At 68.6% G+C, this 19410-nt stretch carries 11 protein-coding genes; 4 read left to right on the top strand and 7 right to left on the bottom strand.

What is annotated here, in order from left to right:
• The first annotated feature begins 5 nt into the window (after nt 1-5).
• Entirely contained in the window at nt 6-803 is a 798-nt protein-coding gene (locus tag VI08_RS01150) for a DUF3025 domain-containing protein (protein WP_045827702.1), read from the top strand.
• Here VI08_RS01150 and VI08_RS01145 read toward each other — a convergent pair.
• Complete coding sequence (locus VI08_RS01145; protein WP_045827701.1) at nt 800-1435, bottom strand: response regulator transcription factor; 636 nt, start codon at nt 1433-1435, stop codon at nt 800-802. The two genes, VI08_RS01150 and VI08_RS01145, sit on opposite strands and share 4 nt — an antisense overlap.
• A gap of 84 nt (nt 1436-1519) precedes the next feature.
• Here VI08_RS01145 and VI08_RS01140 point away from each other — a divergent pair, with 84 nt between their 5' ends.
• A complete protein-coding gene (locus VI08_RS01140; RefSeq protein WP_198148808.1) occupies nt 1520-5128 on the top strand; it encodes an ATP-binding protein in 3609 nt (1202 codons plus the stop codon).
• 119 nt (nt 5129-5247) lie between these two features.
• On the opposite strand, the gene greB is transcribed toward VI08_RS01140, so the two are convergent.
• Genes greB through VI08_RS01125 form a run of 3 tightly spaced genes read right to left on the bottom strand, consistent with a single transcriptional unit; the run spans nt 5248 to nt 8509 of the window.
• The gene (greB, locus tag VI08_RS01135; RefSeq protein WP_045827699.1) at nt 5248-5748 is read right to left on the bottom strand and encodes a transcription elongation factor GreB; all 501 of its coding nucleotides are present in this window, start codon (nt 5746-5748) and stop codon (nt 5248-5250) included.
• Nucleotides 5745-7007 carry a hypothetical protein gene (locus tag VI08_RS01130; protein ID WP_045827698.1) on the bottom strand — a complete coding sequence of 421 codons (1263 nt, stop codon included), beginning with the start codon at nt 7005-7007 and terminating at the stop codon, nt 5745-5747. Before VI08_RS01130 ends, greB begins: the two co-directional genes overlap by 4 nt.
• Before the next feature lie 2 nt (nt 7008-7009).
• A complete protein-coding gene (locus VI08_RS01125) occupies nt 7010-8509 on the bottom strand; it encodes a helicase HerA-like domain-containing protein (RefSeq protein WP_045827697.1) in 1500 nt (499 codons plus the stop codon).
• Nucleotides 8510-8641: 132 nt separating this feature from the next.
• On the opposite strand from VI08_RS01125, the gene VI08_RS01120 reads away from it, so the two are divergent.
• Nucleotides 8642-10228: a transglycosylase SLT domain-containing protein gene (locus tag VI08_RS01120; protein ID WP_045827696.1), complete on the top strand. Its 1587-nt coding sequence runs from the start codon at nt 8642-8644 to the stop codon at nt 10226-10228.
• Between the two features lie 13 nt (nt 10229-10241).
• Here VI08_RS01120 and VI08_RS01115 read toward each other — a convergent pair whose 3' ends face one another.
• Both VI08_RS01115 and asd read right to left on the bottom strand, forming a co-directional pair.
• Nucleotides 10242-10685, bottom strand: a complete 444-nt coding sequence (locus VI08_RS01115; RefSeq protein ID WP_045827695.1) for a hypothetical protein — start codon at nt 10683-10685, stop codon at nt 10242-10244.
• Between the two features lie 138 nt (nt 10686-10823).
• Nucleotides 10824-11669, bottom strand: coding sequence for an archaetidylserine decarboxylase (gene asd / locus VI08_RS01110; RefSeq protein ID WP_045827694.1), 846 nt, complete (start codon nt 11667-11669; stop codon nt 10824-10826).
• A 241-nt stretch (nt 11670-11910) separates the two neighbouring features.
• On the opposite strand from asd, the gene VI08_RS01105 reads away from it, so the two are divergent.
• The gene (locus VI08_RS01105; protein ID WP_052697608.1) at nt 11911-17373 is read left to right on the top strand and encodes an autotransporter outer membrane beta-barrel domain-containing protein; all 5463 of its coding nucleotides are present in this window, start codon (nt 11911-11913) and stop codon (nt 17371-17373) included.
• A gap of 93 nt (nt 17374-17466) precedes the next feature.
• On the opposite strand, the gene VI08_RS01100 is transcribed toward VI08_RS01105, so the two are convergent.
• Nucleotides 17467-19410: a CocE/NonD family hydrolase gene (locus VI08_RS01100; protein ID WP_045827693.1), complete on the bottom strand. Its 1944-nt coding sequence runs from the start codon at nt 19408-19410 to the stop codon at nt 17467-17469.

Here is a 19410-nt window from a genome sequence, read left to right as displayed (position 1 = left end):
CGCCCATGCGCTACGTGGCGCCCGCGCGCGAAGCGTTCGATCGCCGCGTGCTGGCGTCGCCGCCGCTGGCGCACTGGGCGGCGTACGCCCACCTGCTTGAAGGCGAAACGTGGCCCGAGGTGGTCGCGCTGAACGCGTTGCTGCCCGCCGGCCCCGCGCTGCGTTTCGAAGCGCAGGACAAGGCCTTGCTCGACGATGGGCTCCACTACGAGGAGCGCATCGCGCGCGGCACGATCGCCACGCGGCCACGGAACTGGCACGACCTGTTCAATGCCCTGGTATGGGCCCGTTACCCCACGCTGAAGCGTGCGCTCAACGCACGCCAGGTGGCCGAGATCGCCCGCATGGGCCCGCGCGAACGTTCGCGCCCGCAGTGCGCGCTGACGCATTTCGACGAAGCGGGCATCGTCGTCGTGCTGCGTGACGCGGCCATGCTCGATGCCTGGAACCGTCACGACTGGCACGCCTTGTTCTGGACGCATCGCGACGCTTGGCAACGCGGCGAAGCACGCGCGGAGGTCTTCGGGCACGCCTTGCTCGAACACGCATTGACGCCCGGCAAGCTGCTGGTCGGCAAGGCCCTGGTGGTGATGGGTGGCAGCGATGCCGTCGCGACCTGCGCCGCGGCCATCGCCGACGGGCGCATCCTCAACGACCCGCAGGAACTGCGCCCGCTGCCCGTCTCGGGCGTGCCCGGCTGGCACGAGGGCACGGCGGACGAGGCGTTCTACACCTCGGCGCCGTGTTTCCAGCCCGTGAGGGCAGGGCGGGTGTACCCACCCGCCCTTGGGGGCGCGGCCTAGAGCAGGCCGTGGTCGCGGACGTAGTCGCCGAGCAGGCTGTCGTGATCGACGCCCAGCTTGCGCATGGCATCGCGCTTCTGCCGGCTGATGGTCTTGACCGACTTGCCCTCGCGGTCGGCGATCTGCTGCAGCGACATGCCGTTGACGAACGCGCGAATGACTTCCTTCTCGCGCGGCGACAGCGGTGCGCCCGGCATGGCCACCGAGTTGTCGTCGGCATCGTTGAGGATGTCGAGGAGCGTTTCGCTCAGGTACGTTTCGCCATCGCGCACCGCCTTGGCGGCGACGGCAAGCTCGTCCATGGGGGCGCGCTTGTCGACGATGCCGCGTGCGCCACGGGCCAGCATGGACTGGAGCGCGGCGGGGCGGTTGATCATCGTGAGGACGATGACGGCAAGGTTGGGATATTTCTCGGCGATGGTGTCGAGCAGGGCGAAACCGTCGTCCTGCCGATCGCTCGGCATGAGAAAATCCGTAATAACGACATCGCAGGGGCGGTCGGCCAGCATGGCGAGGAGCTCGTCGGCGGCCTTGGCCTCGCCGACGACATCGACATGGGCGTTCCTCAGCGCAAGCGCGCCGCCTACGAGCACAAGCGGGTGGTCGTCCGCCAGAATGACTTTCAGTGGCATGCTGCTTCTTCTCCTTCTACCTAGCGGCGCCGTGTGGTTCGATCCGATTATGCCCACGATGGTTCCCCTGACGAAGTCCGCCAAGTGACACGATTCCTGTTGCCGATACTGCTCGCCTTTGTGTCAGGGATCGCCTACGCGGCCCCCGACGTGCCCCTGGCCCGGGAGGACGCCGAGTGGATCCGCCACCACCCGGTGCTCACCGTGGGTGCCTACCGGGAGGGCTACCCGCCGTTCGAGGAGGTGCGGGAGGGCAAGCTGGAGGGCCTGGGCCCCGATTACCTCCACGAGGTGGGGGCCGAGCTGGGGGTCACCTTCCAGACCCGGCTCTACGACACCTGGCCCCAGCTGCTGGCCGCCCTGGCCCGGGGCGAGATCGACGTGGCCACCAGCGTCACGCCGCTGGAGCAGGGCATGCCAGGCGTGCGGGTGGGGGCCACGTACTTCGAGTCGCTGCCCGCGCTGGTGCAGAAGGCCGATGCGCCGGTCATCCACCGCACGAGCGACCTGCGCGGCAAGCGGCTGGCGGTGCATGCCGGGTATTTCGACCTGGCCGCCCTGCGCCGCGAGCTGCCCGACACCACCCTCGTCGAGGTGGCTTCCACGGCGGAAGCCCTGCAGCGGGTGCGCATGGGCGAGGCCAGCGCCTATATCGACAACCCGTATTCCGCCCGCGAGTTCGTCTCGCGGCTGGGCCTGGAGCACGAGCTGCACGTGGGCGAGCCGCTGGCGCTGCCGATCAGTGCGCTGGCGCTCGCCGTGCCGGCCAGCGAGGCGCCCCTGGGGCGTGCGATCGACCACGCCCTGGCGGCGTTGACGGCGGCCGACCACGGGCGGCTCCGTGCGCCCTGGGTGGGCCGCGACATCGCCCCCCGGCCCCGGTCATTCGCCATCCCGCTCAGTGAGCGCGAGAAGGCGTGGCTGCACGACCTGCCGCCGCTGCGCCTGGGCGTCGACCCCAGCTACGCGCCCTTCAGCCTCATCACCGGGCGTGGCCAGGCCGAGGGCATCGCGCTCGACTATGTCCGCGAGATCGCCGCGGAGCTCGGCCTGCGCATCACCCAGGTGCCCAGCGAGAACTGGGCCGGCACCGTGGCCAGCGTGAAACGCGGCGAGGTGGATCTTGTCGCGGCGATCAACCCGCAAAGCGCCACCTGGCCGTACCTCGAGCCGAGCACGTCCTACCTCGATTTCCCCATCATGATCGTCACCCGCGAAGGCGCGCCGGTGATCGCCGGCCGCGACGACCTGGCGGGCAAGGTGGTGCTGGGCAACACCACGCGCGAACCCATCCGCCGCCTGCTGGCGCGCATCCCCGGGGTGCATGCCATCCCGGTGGACACCGAGGCGGACGGCCTGCGCCGCCTCGCCTCGGGCGAGGCGGATGCCTTCGTGGGCAACCTTGCCTCGGTCGACTACCTCATCCGCGACCAGTTCCTCGGCCAGCTGAAGGTGGCCGCGCCGACGGGCGAGAGCGAGGCCATCGCCATCGGCGTGCGTCGCGACCTCGCGCCCCTGCTGCCGCTCGTCAACCGCGTGCTGGTGAACCTGCCGACGCACCGCCAGCAGGAGATCCGCAACACGTGGTTCGCATCGCACTACGTGGTGGGCCCCACCTGGCGCGAGATCGCCAGCCGCGTGCTGCCCTTCGTCGCCGTGCTGCTCGGCTCGCTCATCGCCATCAGCTACGCCTACCTCAACCTGCGCCGCGAAACGCGCCGCCGCGAGCGCACCGAGCGGCGCCTCGCCGAGGTGACGGCGCACGTGCCCGCCGTGGTGTACGAGGCCGTGCGTGACACGGGCGGCCACTACAGCATGGCGTACGTCGGCGGCGATCCGCAGACCCTGCTGGGCATGCAGCCGGGCGAGCTGATGGCCGAAGGCGAGGCGTTGCTGGCGCCGGTGGCCGCCGAAGACCGCGAGGCGCTGCGCCTGGCGTTCGAGCGCTCGGCGCGCGAGACCTCCCCGTTGCATGTCACGGTGCGTGCGCAGGTGGGCGAGCGCGTGCGCTACCTCAGCTCCGACGCGGTACCGCTCGCCGCCGCCGACGGCAGCGTGCGCTGGAACGGCTACTGGGTGGATGTCACCGCGCAAGAGCTTGCCTCGCGCGGCCTCGCCAAGGCGCGCGACGAAGCCGAGGCGGCGACGCGGGCAAAGAGCGATTTCCTCGCCACCATCAGCCACGAGATCCGCACGCCCATGAATGGCGTCATCGGCCTGCTCGATGTGCTGGAACGCACGCCGCTCGACGGCGAGCAGCGGCGCATGGTGGCGACGATCGAGCATTCGGCCGAGGCGCTCATGCACATCCTCGACGACGTGCTCGATTTCTCGAAGATCGAAGCGGGGCACCTCGCACTCGATCCACGCCCGGCCAACCCGCGTGCGCTGGTGGAGGATGCCGTCGCCATCATGTCGGGGCAGGCCTCGGCCAAGGGCCTGGTCATCGAAAGCGCCATCGATGAGGCGCTGGCGCCCGCGGTGCTCGTGGACGACGGGCGCCTGCGCCAGGTGCTGCTCAACCTCATCGGCAATGCCATCAAGTTCACGGCCGAGGGCCACGTGCGCGTCGACGTGCACGTGGACGAGGAACACGGCGGCCGCCAGCGCCTGCGCTTCGTGGTGACCGATACCGGCATCGGCATCCACGCGGCGAAATTGCGCCACGTGTTCGCACCGTTCAGCCAGGCCGAGTCCTCCACCACGCGCCGCTTCGGTGGCACGGGCCTTGGCCTGAGTATTTCGCGTCGCCTCATCGAGCGCATGGGGGGGCATATCGTCATCCACAGCGAGCCCGGCAAGGGCACCGTGGTGACGGCGACGGTGGAACTGCCGATGGCCGATCCGCTATCCGTCGCGCGCGCCGCGGCGGACGATGGCGCACGCTTGGCGGCGGGCCATGTGCAGGCGGCGCGCATCCTCGTCGCGGAGGACCACCCGGTGAACCAGCAGCTGGTACGCGCGCAGCTGGCCTTGCACGGCTACGGATGCGACATCGTGGACGATGGTGAGGCCGCGCTCGCCGCGCTTGCCGGCGTCGACTACGACCTGCTGCTGGTCGACTGCCACATGCCGCGCATGGACGGCTACGCGGTGGCCCGCGAGGTTCGCCGTGGCGAGGCGGGCACCGGCCGCCACCTGCCCATCGTGGCGATGACGGCCGATGCGCGCGCCGACCAGCGCGAGCGCTGCCTGGCCGCGGGCATGGACGATTTGCTACGCAAACCCATACGCCTGGAAGCGTTCCACGAGGCCGTGGCGCGCTGGCTGGGCGTGGCCGTCGTGGCCGGGCCTGAGGCCGAACCCGAGCCCGGGGCTGGCGCGGCCACCGGCACGGCAGCCGACGGTGAGCCCGTGCCCGTGGACATGGAGCGGCTCCGTCGCGCCTTCGGCTCCGACGCCAACATCGCCACGGTGATCGACGCCGGCATCGCCGCCACGCGCGGCGCCCTGGCCACGTTCGACGAGGTCATCGCCGGCGCGGACCCCGAACGGGTGGCCGGCTGGATCCACCACGTGCTGGGTGGCGTGAATGTGTTTGGTGACTCCCCGGTGGCCCAGCTGGGTGAGGCACTGGAGCTCGGGCTGCGCGAAGGCGGCGCGCTGGATGCGGACGCGGTAAAGCGCTTCGCGAACGACGTGGAGGCATTCACCGAAGCGCTGGCGCGCTTCAGGGCGACGCTAGCGCACTGACCCGCCGCATACCCCTGTAGGAGCCCACACCGGTGGGCGAAAGCTCTTCGCCCCAGTCGCGCAAAAGCTGTCGCCCACGGGTGTGGGCTCCTACGTGGTGGGGTGTGGCGCGGGGCGCTTCAGGCGTAGTCGACCGCCACCACCGCGAAGCGGGTCGGGCCGCCGGGCAGAACGGCCTCGAACTCGTCGTCCACGCGTTTCTTCAACACGGCGCGCGCCAGGGGCGAATCGATGCTGATCCAGCCGAGCTTCGCGTCGGTCTCGTCGGGGCCGACGATGCGGTAGCGAACCGTGTCGCCGCTGTCGACGTTTTCCAGTTCGATGGTGGCGCCGAAAAACACCGCGTCGGCCTGCGCGGGCGTCGCCTCCACCACTTTCAGCACCGGGATGCGCTTGCTGAGGTAGCGCACGCGGCGGTCGATCTCGCCGAGTTGCTTCTTCCGGTACGTGTACTCCGCGTTCTCCGAGCGATCGCCCTCCGCGGCGGCGGCCGCGAGTGCTTTGACCACCTCGGGCCGCACGGTGTGCCACAGGTGGTCGAGTTCGGCCTTCAGGCGCTCGAAGCCGTCGCGTGTGATGATGGCCGTCGACGACGGCGAGGGCGGGCGCCACCGGCTCATGGCGACACCGTGCGCGTCGGGTCGAGCGTGTCGAGCATGTCGGCCAGGTCCTGCGCCACCGGGTGGTCGGGGTAGGCACGCAGCAGCTGGCGGGCCAGGGCGGCCGCCTGCTCGCGTTCCTCCAGGCGCATGTGCATGGTCGCGGCGAGTAGCCCGTAATTCGGCGCTCCCATGTCGCCCGGCCATGCACGCAGGTAGCCCAAGGCAAGGTGCAGGGCAAGGCGCGGCATGCCGCCGTGCGCGGCCACGTCCGCGAGCGGCCCGCAAGTCTGGGTGGCATCGGGGATGAAAGCGGGGTCGATGCCGAGGCAATCCTGCACCACGCCCAGCGCACGGCGCGTCTCGCCGCCGGCGACCAGCGCCGCGATCCATATCTGCCCGTGCACAAGCAGCTCGGGCAGGCGGCCCTGCGTGCGCAGCAGTTCACGGTAGCGTGCGTGCATGGGCGCGGGCGCGATGCCCTCGCGCAAGCGCTCGGTGAGGATATCGGTGGCGGCGTGGATGTCGTCGCGCGCCACGTGGTTCGCATGCTGCAGCAGCGCCACGTCGTCGTCGGGGTTGCTGGCCTCCGCGAGCACGTCGGCCTCGGGCCGGTAACCGAGCCGCTCGTGGTGGCGGTGTATCAGGGCCCCCATGAGGTGGAAGTTGTAGATGGCAAGGTAGTTGGCGATGAGGTAGTACACCGCCGTGCCGAGGAACATCGGGCCTCGCTGCTGCATGGCGTACTGCGCACCGGCCTGGAGCAGGCTCGTGGCCAGCACCACGCTGAACAACTTGAAGTAATCGGCGCCGATGCGCCCTATGGCCGCGAACCAGGTAAGCGGATTCAGTGCCGCGCCCACGCCATCGAATGTGAGCGACATCGTCATCACCGGCAGCACGAAGGCCACGCCCAGCGACACCACGATGCCGCTGATGCCGAACAGCAACGGCGCGAGGATGGCTAGCGCGTTGCCGAACAGCTGGATGATGATCAGCGCGACAGCCGCGCGGTCTTCCGAGTTCATCGCCAGCTCGGGTGGGTTCTCGAAACCATCGGCCGTGTGGCGCAGGCAGGCGAACGCATAGGCGTAAAGCGCGACCCAGCCCAGGCCCACCACGAGCAGGCGCAGGCCCATCATGGGGACGTAGGCGAGCAGGTCGAACGCGGCGATGGCGCCGATGGTGACCGGCGCCGCGCCGCGCATGGGGTAGCGAAAGCCGGTGATGATCCGCCGGCCGAACGGCACCGACGCGTCGGCACGCACGATACGCGGCATGGTCAGCGCTTTCCGCCAAAGATGCTGCCGAGGATGCCGCGCACGATCTGCTGCCCCGCGCGCGAGCCTGCGGTGCGCACCATGGATTTCGCCATCGTTTCGAGCATGCCCTGGCGGCGCTTCGTGCCGAACACGGCATCGCGCACGGCGCCGCCCCAGCCGTTGCCCTCGTCGTCGCCCTTGCTGGCGCTCTTCACCGGGGGTGCCGCGTCGTCGTTCTTCGCCGTCGCCCGCGCGGCCAGCATCTCCTCCGCCGATTCGCGGTTGACGGCGGCGTCGTATTTCGCCCCCACGGGTGAACGCGAGCGGATGGTGCCGCGCTCCTCGGGCGTGATCGCGCCGATGCGGCAGGTGGGCGTGGACACCATCACTTTTTGCACGGGGGAGGGAACACCGCCGTCGCCCAGGGTGGAGGCCAGCGCTTCGCCCGTGCCCAGCGTACCGATGGTTTCCACCACGTCGAGCCGCGGGTTCTTCGCGAAGGTCTCCGCGGCGGCCTTCACCGCCTTCTGGTCGCGCGGCGTGTAGGCACGCAGCGCGTGCTGCACGCGGTTGCCCAGCTGGCCGAGGATCTCGCCAGGTACGTCGTCGGGGTTCTGCGAGCAGAAGTACACGCCCACGCCCTTGGAACGGATAAGCCGCACCACCTGCTCCACGCGCTGGCGCAGGGCGGCTGGCGCGTCGTCGAACAGCAGGTGGGCCTCGTCGAAGAAGAACGCCATCTTCGGCACGTCGAGGTCGCCCACCTCGGGCAGCTGCTCGAACAGCTCGGACAGCAACCACAGCAGGAACGTCGAGTACAGCCGGGGCTTCAGGATCAGCGTATCGGCTGCCAGCACGTTGATGACGCCACGGCCCGACATGTCCTGGCGCATCAGGTCGGCGAGCTCGAGCGCGGGCTCGCCGAAGAAGTTATCCGCGCCATCCTGTTCCAGTTTCAGCAGGGCGCGCTGGATGGCCGCGACGCTCTGCGCGCTGATGAGTCCGTACTTCGCGGAGATATCCTTCGCGTGCTCCGCGGCGAACGCCAGCATGGCGCGCAGGTCGCCCAGGTCGAGCAGCAGCAGGCCCTCGTCGTCGGCGACGCGGAACACCACCTCGAGCACGCCCTCCTGGGTGTCGTTGAGCTCCAGGATGCGCGAGAGCAGGGTGGGGCCCATCTCGGATACCGTGGCGCGTACCGGGTGGCCAAGCTTGCCGTAGATATCCCAGAACACCACGGGGTTGGCCTGCGGGGCCCAGCCGGCCAGGCCCAGCTTCGCCAGCCGGTCCTTCAGCTTGTCGGAGGGCGCGGCGGCCGCTTGCGAAAGGCCGGCCAGGTCGCCCTTGGCGTCGGCGAGGAAGCAGGGCACGCCCAGGCGGGAGAACCCCTCGGCCATCAGCATCAGGGTCACCGATTTACCGGTGCCGGTGGCGCCGGCGATCATGCCGTGGCGGTTGCCATAGCGCGAGTCGAGCTCGACGGCCGCCGCGTCGTTGCGGCCAATGAGGATGCTGGGCATGGCTCTATCCTTAAGAAGGTCGTGAACAAGTCTACGCAAGGATGCGCCGCCATGGAGATTTTTCCAGGCGGATGCTTGAGTCGCATAGGGTTACAGCGTAACGTTGCGCCACTGCCTGACCTGGTCCTACGCATGTCGCTGCGCGCCCGTTACACCGCCCTCCTGTTGCCCCTCGCCATCCTCGCCGGTTGTGCCTCCAGCGGCGCCCCGCGGCCCGGCAAGGCCACGCCGGAGGTGAATGCGTTGTACGACCGGATGAACCAGGCGAGCAAGGGGTACGAGGCGGCCATCGACCAGGCCCGCCGGGGCGATACCGCGCAGGCGGCGAAAACCCGCAAGCAGGCGCTCGACCAGCTCAAGGATGCCTCGGCCCGCTGCGGCCTCACGCCCGGGTGCGATCCGCAACGCTTCGCCGCCGTCTTCGACCGCCTGCTGCGCCTGAAGGACGGCAGCTTCATCGAAGGCGAGGATTCGGATGACACCGAGCAGGCCGCCGAGGTGGGCGCCCAGCCCGGCGATGCCGCCGGCTCGTCGGTCATCAGCGCGCTGCCCGAGGCCCAGCGCAGCGTCACGCTGCTGAAGGGGCAGAAGTTCAGCGACATGATGGTGATGAACGGCCCGGTGAAGGCCGCGCTCGAGATGTGGCTGACCCAGCTGCGCCCGAACCTCATGGACGCCTACGTCAACTACCAGATGATGCGTTACAGGATGTGGCCGGCGTACCAGAAAGCCGACCTGCCCGAGGCGCTGCTGTTCGGCATCATGGCGAAGGAATCCGGCGGCAAGGTGCACGCCGTGTCGCGCTCGGGCGCGTCAGGCCCGCTCCAGTTCATGTACGCCACGGGGCTGCGGTTCGGCCTGTCCAGCGATGGCGGCTTCGACCAGCGCTTTGACCCGGGCTTGTCGGCCCAGGCCAATGCCGAATACATCAACGAGCAGCTGGGCCAGTTCAACAACAACCTGGAAATGACGCTGGCCGCCTACAACGGCGGCGAGGGCCGCATGCGCCGCATCGCCGCGGCTAGCCCCGGCGCCGGCTTCTACGACCCCGCCATTTACGGCCAGATGTCGGCCGAGACGCGCGATTACGTGCCCATGGTGCTAGCCGCCGCGTGGCTGTTCCTCCACCCCGACAGCTACCACCTGAAATGGCCCCGTGTCGACGGCGCCCCGGGCCAGGTCACGCTGACGCGGCCCGCGTCGCTGGCCGAGCTCACCGTGTGCCTGGGCTCGGCCGACGACATGCCGCAGGGCTGGTTCCGTACGCTGCGCAACCTCAACCCGCGGCTCGATCCGCAGGTGAGCCAGCCCGCCGGCACGCGCCTCGAGGTGCCGAAGCAGCTGGAGAAGTCGTACATGGCCAGCTGCGCCGACGGCCCATGGCCGATCCTGGCCAGCGACCTGCACAACGCGGTGAAGATCATCGCGCCCGCGGCCCCGGCGGCTACCTCGGCCCAGCTGGCGAACGGCGGCGGTGGCGGCGGTGCGAACGGGCCGAATGGCCCGGGCCCGCAGTACAACTACGGTAGTGGCGGGGCGTCGTCCTCGCCGAAGGGCGCATCCGGTGCGAAGAGCTACACCGTGCGCAAGGGCGACACGCTGGTGAGCATCGCGCGCAAGAGCAGCTGCGCCGATGTGGAGGACATCGCGAAGATGAACGGCCTAAAGGGCCATGTCCTGAAGGTGGGCCAGTCGTTGAAGGTGCCTACCTGCCGCTGAGGCGGCGGGTCGCCTAGGCGAGCGCGGAGGGTTCCATCCACTCGGTGCCGTAGTCGCGGCGATCGGGCAGTGAGAGTTCCTTGATCTGGCGCATGAGGCGAAGCACCTGGCGGTGCAGCTCCTCCATGCCCGGGCGGCGCGAATCGAGGGTTTCGTGGTACACCGCCGCGATCCACAGGGCGACGCCACGGGTGGCGATCAGCGGGTTATCCGAGCGGGCCTTGCCCAGGCCCAGATCGGGCCCGTGGCCATAGGTGCTGTAACGCTCTTCCGGCGGCGTGCCATACAGGTGGGGGAAATCGCAGGCGGCGGCCTGTTCCATCTCGCGGCGGACCAGCTGCTGCAGGTCCGCATGCGTGCGGACAGGCAGGGCGAGCACCACGCGTTCGATATCCGCCAGCTGGCGGCGAAGGCGTAGTTCGCGATTGACGGCGATGAGATGGGTGACCAAACGCATGACGACTTCCCCTATACGGCACTGCGTGTCACGGACTTAATTGCTGAACGCAAGATGTCCGAGGGGGGAAGCATACGCCTGACTTGCGTCAAATGTAAGACGCTTTCGTCACTATGTGACGCGTAAGGTCATACGGTTTTAGGCGCCGCCAGCCCACCGGCCGAGCCGCTGCCCAACCATAACCTGTTGTTGCGGCTGGAGATTGTCGAATTCGTAGCCTTCCGGCAGCAGCAGGATGACCGTGGAGCCCATGTTGAAGCGGGCCATTTCGGCAAAGCGCTCAAGCTTCACGCCCCGCCCCGTGCAATCGGTGCGGATGATCTCAGAGGCGTAGGGCGGGATGGCCAGGCCGTCCCACACGGTGGCCACGCTGGAGACCAGGATGGCGCCAACCATGACCGACACGAACGGGCCGTGCTGGCCGTCGAAGCGGCACACCAGGCGCTCGTTGCGCGCGAACAGGCGGGGGATGGCTTCGACGGCGAACGGTGCCACGCTGAAGATGCGGCCCGGCACGTGCGTCGTGCCCGTCAGTTCGCCCTCGAGCGGCATGTGCACGCGGTGGTAGTCGCGCGGCGAAAGGTAGATGGTCGCGAAGCTGCCGTTGCGGAACGGCGCCGCGGCGTCCTCGCTGCCGAGCAGCTCGGCCGCGGTGTACTCCTGGCCCTTGGCCTGGAAGATGCGGCCATCGCGGATACGGCCCAGCTGGCTGATGCGGCCGTCGGCGGGGCACAGTATGGCCTGCGGGTCGGGGTCGGCCACGCGCGCGCCCGGTTTCAGCTTGCGGGTGAAGAACGCATTGAAGTGTGGATAGGCCAGCGGATCGGGCTGCGCCGCCTGCGACATATCCACGTGGTAGCGCCGCACGATCTGTTCGATCAGGAAATTCTTCCACGGTGCCCATTCCCAGCGGGTCGCCTGGTAGACGATCCGGGAAAGGAAGCGGTGCGGGAGGATGTACTGCAACAGGACGCTTGGTTTCATCGCGCGGAGTATAGGGGAGTTTCAAGCCGATGACGGCGCCGTCCACGAAACCTTCATTGCCGGATTTGTATATCCTGCGATTGGAGGCGCGTTTTGCAACGTGAGGTTGCTGGCCGCCGCTCTGCACGGTAGCCAAACGGGCCCCGGTAGAGCTGAGTGAGGGGGCTCGCTCTTCCGGGCTGGGATGCCTGCCTGCGTCACAAGCCGCTCCGGACGGCGGCTTCGACGGGAACACGACAATATGAAGACGAACCACACGCCTGCCTTCCGCCCGGCTCCAGGCGCCTGCCGCCGCGCGCTGCTCGCCATGGCCATCGCCGCGGCATTCGCCGTGCCTGCGGTGCAGGCCCAGACCGTTTCGGTGCCGGCGTACAACCCGCGCGACAACGATAACCAGGTCGGGGTCACGGTGGTGCCCAATGGCGGCACGACCACGCTGGTGGGCAACTCGAGTCAGTTCGAAATCGGCCTGACGGGCAACCAGAACACCACCTTGCAGGCGTTGTACGACGCCGGCCGCATCACCAACAACACACAGCAATGGATCGGGCAGCCGCGACTCAACCCCGGCAGCGCGAACCAGGGCATCACCGTGCGTGACCCGATCACCGGCACCAACCGGGTCGTGTCGGTCTACAACTCGGCGAACTTCAACGACCTGACGCCGGTCTCGTACGACAACCAGGTGCCCGACATCGTCAATGTCGGCGATAACCAGTACATCAACATGCGCGTGGCGCAGGTCAGCAACGCCGGCGGCACGCTCAATGTGAACCTGGGCGACGCGGGCGCTTCGAGCGTCAACGGCAACAACGCCTTCACCCTTGCCGCGAAGCAGAGCACGCTGTTTGCCGCGGACGGCACGGGCACCGCCGCCAGCAACATCAACTGGCAGTCGAACAACCGCTTCACCTTCGTGGGCGACCAGAACCCCGCCACCACGCAGGGCTATGCGGTGACGTATGTCTCGCATTACGGCGGCACGTTCACCATCACCGACCGCAACGGCGTCACCACGTCGCACACGGTGACCAATGCCGCGCAGCTGAAGGACTACAACAACTTCCTCATCGCGGGCATCCAGAACGGGTCGATCAACTACACGCAGTACACCACGCTGTTCAACCAGGGCTACACGTACAGCAACGAGAGCATCACCTACGGCATTTCGGCCGACGACCAGGAAGACGGCTTCCAGCCCGTCGGCCTGCGCGTGGTGATGGGCCTCGATGGTGCGAATGCCCACGGCACCGTGGCATCGGGCGCGACGCTCGAGGGTGTCAATACCAATGGCGGCCTCATCCGTGCCACCAACGGCGCCTCCGCCGACGTGCTGGGTACCATCGGCACGGCCGGTACCAGTGGCGATCGCGTCGCGCTGAGCCTGCAATCCGGCTCGCGCGGCACCAACTCGGGTGTGATCAATGGCGGTTTCTTCGGCGCCACCGCGGTGCTACCGAGCACCTATGGCCTGAATGCCGTCGACCTCGCCGACGGCAGCACGTTCACGAACAACGCTGGCGGCATCATCAATACCGCCCTGGGCACGGTGAACGGTGCCGGCCAATCGAACGGCATCCGCCTGGGCGCCACCTCGAACGCCACCAACAACGGCAACATCAATGTCGCCGTCACCGGCTCGCGCTCGAACGGCTCGATCAACGGCGTGCTGGTCAACACACCCACCTCGACGTTCACCAATGGGCCGGGTGGCCTCATCTACCTTGGCCGCGGGCCGCAGGCGACGGCCAGCGACACCCCGGCGGACGTGGCGCTCAACCAGGCCACCACCAGCGCCGGTATCAACGTGGCGCGCGCGGGCACGGTGGATAACCAGGGCACCATCACGCTTGGCACGCTGACCCAGAACGCGGCGGGCATCCTCGTCAGCGCGAACGGCGCCAGCGTCACCAACTCGGGCACGATCAACGTCAACGGCCGCGCCACCGCCGTGCCGCGCGATAACTTCGGCATCTCTGTGGTGAACGCCGGTTCGTCGGGCGCGGGCATCATCAACAAGGGCACGATCAACGTGGCGGGCGTCAACGGCACGGGCATCAAGGCCCTGTCGACGGGTGCCGTGGGCTCGCTCGTGCGGTCCACGGGCGTCATCAATGTCTCGGGTGCCGCCGACCCGGTCAGCGGCACGCGCAACTACGGCGTATGGGTGGAAGGGCAGGGTAGCGCGGAGTCGGTCGGCAACGTCGAGGGTGCGGTGAACCTCACGGGCAACGGCGCCATCGGTATCCACGCCCGTGGCCGCGCCACCGTCAACGTGGCGGCCGGCGCGGCGCCGACGTTCGCCAATGGCACCGACCAGATCGGCTTCTTCGCCTACGGCAACGATGCCCATATCAACGTGGCCAGCGGTTCCGCGCTGGATGTATCCACCCAGCGCTCGACGCTGTTCCGCCTCGATAGCGGCGCCGATTTCGACGGCACGGGGCTGGCCGCCTCGGTGTCGGGCGCGCAGGCGACCGGCATCCTCGGCTCGGGCACGGGCACGGTGTTGAACACGCGCAACGCGTCGGTCAATGTCGCCGGTGCCGGTGCGCAAGGCGTGCTCGTCGAGGGCGGCGCCACCGGCACCATCGATGCCGCGACGACCATGAACCTGACGGGCGATGGTGCCGTGGCCGGCGTATCCGATGGGCAGAAGCACGACCTCACGGGGGCGGCCGTTGGCGCGCCGACGGCCGCGACGTCGCTCAGCAGCCTCGCCACCATCACGTCGTCGGCTTCGGGTGTCACGGGCTTCATCGCCCGCAACAGCGCCACGCTGGCGAACGCCGGTGCGCTGAATTTCACGGGCGCGAACACCACCGGCATGGTCGTGGAAAGCAACGCGGCGGCCACGAACAGCGGCAGCATCGATCTTTCCGGCCCTGGCGCCACCGGCGCGATCCTGCGCAGCGGCGGCACGCTGGCGAACACGGGCACCATCCATGTCGGCAACGGCACGGGCGTGCGCGTCGAAGGCACGGGCACCCAGCGCTTGAACCCCGCCGGCACCATCAACGTGGACGACGGCGTGGCCGGCGTGCAGCTCACCAGCGGCGCGGGCCTGCAGCTGGGCGCCGGTGATTCGGCCATCACCACCAACGGCAGCGCCCACGGCATCCTGCTCGACACGGGCGCCACGTCGCTGCTGGCGAACGGCACCACGGTGACGACCCTGGGCACCGGCAACGCGATCGAGAACGCGGCGGAGATCGGCGCCATCACGCTCAGCGACGCGACGTTGCGCGTGGGGAATGGCGCCGGGCTGCGCACCGCCACGGCCATCGACCCGGCATCCACCGCCACGATGGAGGTGGATGGCAGCGGCACGGGCTATGCATTCCGCAACGCGGACGGCACTGCCACCACGGGCGACCTCACGCTGGGCAATGGCTTCACCATCCATGGCAACGGCGCGGGCAGCACGGGCATCCAGGCGCTCACGAGCGGCGCGGTGAACTCCGCGGCGACCGTCAACATCCTCAACGCGGCCGGTGGTTCGGCGCTGGTGGCCGGCACGGCGTCGTCCGTGGCCAACGCCGGCACGCTGACGTCGGCCAGCACGGCCGCGCCCGTGGTGGACCTGGCAAATGGCACCGGCACCACGTTCACCAATACCGGCACGATCACCGCGGCGTCGCCATCGGCCACCGCGGTGCGTGGTAGCGCGGGCAATGACACGGTGGCCCTGCCATCCGGCGCCGTCACGGGCGAGATCGCCACGGGTGAAGGCGGCGATACCTTCAACTGGACCGGCGGCACGCTCAACGGTGGCCTCACCATGGGCGATGGCGTGGGCAATAACGCCACGCTGGGTGCGGTCGATACCTCGTCGACCTACCACCTGCTGGCCGGCACCGGCGGCAGCAACACGCTGACCTTCAACGGCACGCAGGCGCGTGGCGGCACGTTCGCCGCCGATACACTCGACAAGGGCATCCGCCTGTCGGGGTGGAACACGTTCAACCTCACCAACGGTTCGACGTTCGAGCTCACCGATAACCTGGTGATGGGCGGCAGCGACGTGAATATCGATGGCTCGTCCGCGCTGCTCGCGGGCAACAACGTCCACCCGGTGATCTCCGCCGGCACGCCCGGCTCGGCAAACGTCAGCAACAACGGCACCATCGACCTCACCAACGGCAGCGGCTCACCCGGCAACACGCTCACCATCGACGGTAACTATGCGTCGAGCGGCGGCCGCGTAAACCTGGTCTCGACCCTCAACGAGGGCGGCGCCCTGGCCACCCAATCGACCGACCGCCTGCTGATCAACGGCGACGCCAGCGGCGAGACGGTGCTGAACATCACGCCGTCGATGCTGAGCACTGGCGCACTCACCGACCTCGACCGCAACGGGTTCGTCCAGTCGGGCGAAGGCATCAGCGTCGTGCAGGTGGGGGGTAATTCCACCGGCGGGGCGTTCCGGCTCAACGGTGGCTACGTCGGCTTCGGCCCGTACCAATACGGGTTGTACGCGTTCCAGCCGGGCGTGGCCGACGCGGGCCAGCGCCTGGTCGGTGGCACCACCACCGGCAGCAACTACTGGGATTACCGCCTGGCCAACGTGCTGGTGTGCAATGGGCCGTGCCCGGCGCCCACGGCATCGACGCCGCCAGCCACGCCGCCGCCCGGGCAGCCTTACGTGCCACCGGCGGACGCCACGCCGCCCGGTACGCCGGCCACGCCCATCACCCCGGTCGCCGCGGGCGATAACGTCCGGCCGGCCGTGGTGCCTCAGGTGCCCAACGCGATCGTCACGCCGTCGGCGCTGGCGCTCTATGGCTACCGCAGCATCGATAACCTGCACCGCCGCCTGGGCGAAACGCGCAACATGGATGACCTGGGCGAAGGCCTTGGAGGCGAGACGTTCGTGCGCTACTTCGGTGGCGACTACGATGTCTCCAGCAACCGCTCGTTCGGGCAGTACGGCTACGACTACAGCTCGGATACCCGCGGCGTGCAGGTCGGCGCCAACATCTTCGCCCTCGACATGGATCGCTCGAGCCTGCGTGCCGGCGTGGCCTATACGCACGGCACGACGCGCATCGACCCGAAGGCGGCGGATGGCTACAGCCACTCCAAGTTCGATACCAACTCCATCGCCATGTTCGTCACGTGGCAGCAGCAGAACGGCTTCTACGTCGACGTCGTGGCGCAGGGCGACCGCCACGTGGGCGACCTGGACACGGGCCGTGCGAAGGACCTGGCACGCGTGCGCGGCTCGGGCTGGGAAGGGTCGGTGGAAACCGGCTACCCGTTCCGCTTCGCCGGCGGCTGGGAGCTGGAGCCGCAGCTGCAGTTGACACGGCAGCACGTGGGCCTGCGCGACCAGACCGACCTCGAAGGCGTCACGACGCATTACCAGTCGCTGGACCAGACGATCGGCCGCGCCGGGCTGCGCTTCGACCGCACCTGGACCACGGACGCCGGCAGCACCTTCACCCCGTACGCCCGTGCGAACTACATCAAGGGCTGGGGCGGCGTCGCCAAGGTGGATGTGGGCCAGGAAGGGTTCGACGCCACGCAGCAGTTCATCGGCGGCAAGTTCGGCCAGATGATGGAAGTGGGCCTGGGCGGCACGTGGGCCTGGAAGAACAAGCTCTCGGTGTACGGCGAGGCCGACTGGCAGAACAAGATCGGCAGCGCGGGTGCGCGTGGCTGGTCGGCGAACCTGGGCGTGCGTTGGGATTTCGGGGGCTGAGGTAGCGCCATCGCGCGCAAGCGCGCTCCCACAAGGGCCATGGATGGTCCTCACCACCCCATGTGGGAGCGCGCTTGCGCGCGATGCTCTCGTTTACCGCACGACGGGAAGTTCGACGTACGTCCCATCCTCCCCATCCCGCACCACCTTCTGCGTCGCCTTCACGTAATCCGCCGGCTTCGCGTTGAAGATGTTCGGCACGAACGTCTGCGGGTTGCGGTCGTAGAGCGGGAACCAGCTTGACTGCACCTGCACCATCACGCGGTGGCCGGGCTGGAAGACGTGGTTCACCGTGGGCAGGGGAAAACGGTATGGCAAGGCCTTGCCCGCTTCCAGCGCCTTCGGCGTGTCGTAGCCCTCGCGGTAGCGCCCGCGGAAGATCTCCATGGCCACGGGCAGCTGGTAGCCGCCCATCGAGGGCTTTTCTTCCACTTCATCGGGGTAGACGTCGATCAGCTTCACCACCCAGTCGCTGTCGGTGCCGCTGGTGGACGCGAGCAGGTGGACCAGTGGCTCGCCTGATACGCCCAGCGGCTGTTCGAGCACGGGCGAGACATACGTGAGCACGTCAGTGCGCGTGGCGAACTGGCGCTGGTCGTCCACCAGCCATTCCGGCCAGGAGTCTTCGCGGTCGGCCACGCCGTGCGACCACGACTGGATGGGCCGCACGCGGTAGGGCACGGGCTTGGCCGGGTCGGAAACATACGCGTCTTCACCCTGCGCTGGCACGGTCGTGCCGAAGCCACCGTTAGGCTCGGCGTACCACCGCTGCATGGTCGGCGCGCAGCCCGCGCGGCACGATGACGGCCACGCATCGAGCTTGCGCCAGGCGTTTTCGCCGGTGACGAACGCGTTCACCGGCGCGATGTCGGCCTTCGGCGCGCCGTCTTTCAGGTACTGCGCAAGGAACGGGCGCAGCATCGTCTGGCGGAACGTCTTGCCGGTGTCGCTGCCCAGTTCGATGGCGCCGATGGTGCTGGCGTTTTCCCATGTCTTGGCGTGGCGCCAGGGGCCGAGGACGAGCCACAGCTTTTCGTGGCCGGGGTCGCGCGGCGCGAGCGCGCGGTACACCGCCATGTCGCCGTAGTTGTCTTCCTGGTCCCACAGGCTGTGCACCAGCATGGTGGGCACCGTCATGGGTTCCTTCGCGGCGATTTTGTCCAGCGCCTGGTCGGACCAGAAGCTGTCGTAGGCGGGGTGGGCGAGCAGCTTCTGCCAGAAGCCCAGCGCCTCCATGCCGTAGGCGCGGCCGATGTCACCCGCCGAGCCGCCGCGCAGGTACAGGTCGTAGTCGTCGCGGTAGCCGGTGGTCCAGCCGATGTTGCTCTGGCGTGAGTTCACCATGCCGTAGATGTACGGGATCATCTGCTGGCGGAACGCGCCGCGGTGGAACCAGTCGTCGCCCATCCAGCCGTCGATCATGGGGTTGATCGGCACGGCGACCTTGAGCGCAGGGTGGGGGCGGATCGTGGCGATCATCGCCTCGAAACCATCGTACGAGATACCGATGATGCCGACCTTGCCATTCGACTCGGGCACGTGCTTCACGAGCCAGTCGATGGTGTCGTAGATATCGGTGGATTCATCGATGGACGTGGGGTTGCCATGGCCGGTGGGCGGCCGGTTCATGACGAAGTCGCCTTCGGAACCGTTCTTGCCGCGGATATCCTGGATGACGCGGATGTAGCCGTCCTGGACGATGATGTCGGCGGGGTTGTCGTAGCCGCGCAGCGCGGGCCCCAGGTGCGGGCTATCGCTGCGGTGGCCCATGCCATCGGCGCCGTACGGGGTGCGGGTGAGCAGGATGCCGGCATGCGTGGCGCCCTTCGGCACCAGGACCACCGTGTGCAGCTTCACGCCATCGCGCATCGGGATGTCGATGGTGCGGCGCTCGTAGTCGAAGCCGGGGTTCGCAGGCGTGAAGCGCGCCGGGATTTCCGTCGGCAGGTCTTTGTAGGTCTTCTCGCCGCCCACCGCCGGGGTCGCGACGACCCCGGCGGCAAGCGCGACGATACCCAGTCGCAGGAGTGGATGCAT

The organism is Luteibacter yeojuensis (assembly GCF_000964085.1).
Lineage (GTDB): Bacteria > Pseudomonadota > Gammaproteobacteria > Xanthomonadales > Rhodanobacteraceae > Luteibacter > Luteibacter yeojuensis_A.
The sequence above is the reverse complement of the archived record's forward strand: the minus strand, read 5'-3'. Positions and strand labels throughout refer to the sequence as shown.

What these genes read in the sequence shown, in the direction of transcription:
- VI08_RS01150 (WP_045827702.1), top strand. Translation starts at nt 6, where the DNA reads ATGCGCTACGTGGCGCCCGCGCGCGAAGCGTTCGATCGCCGCGTGCTG.
- VI08_RS01145 (WP_045827701.1), bottom strand. Translation starts at nt 1,435, where the DNA reads ATGCCACTGAAAGTCATTCTGGCGGACGACCACCCGCTTGTGCTCGTA.
- greB (WP_045827699.1), bottom strand. Translation starts at nt 5,748, where the DNA reads ATGAGCCGGTGGCGCCCGCCCTCGCCGTCGTCGACGGCCATCATCACA.
- VI08_RS01130 (WP_045827698.1), bottom strand. Translation starts at nt 7,007, where the DNA reads ATGCCGCGTATCGTGCGTGCCGACGCGTCGGTGCCGTTCGGCCGGCGG.
- VI08_RS01125 (WP_045827697.1), bottom strand. Translation starts at nt 8,509, where the DNA reads ATGCCCAGCATCCTCATTGGCCGCAACGACGCGGCGGCCGTCGAGCTC.
- VI08_RS01120 (WP_045827696.1), top strand. Translation starts at nt 8,642, where the DNA reads ATGTCGCTGCGCGCCCGTTACACCGCCCTCCTGTTGCCCCTCGCCATC.
- VI08_RS01115 (WP_045827695.1), bottom strand. Translation starts at nt 10,685, where the DNA reads ATGCGTTTGGTCACCCATCTCATCGCCGTCAATCGCGAACTACGCCTT.
- asd (WP_045827694.1), bottom strand. Translation starts at nt 11,669, where the DNA reads ATGAAACCAAGCGTCCTGTTGCAGTACATCCTCCCGCACCGCTTCCTT.
- VI08_RS01105 (WP_052697608.1), top strand. Translation starts at nt 11,911, where the DNA reads ATGAAGACGAACCACACGCCTGCCTTCCGCCCGGCTCCAGGCGCCTGC.
- VI08_RS01100 (WP_045827693.1), bottom strand. Translation starts at nt 19,410, where the DNA reads ATGCATCCACTCCTGCGACTGGGTATCGTCGCGCTTGCCGCCGGGGTC.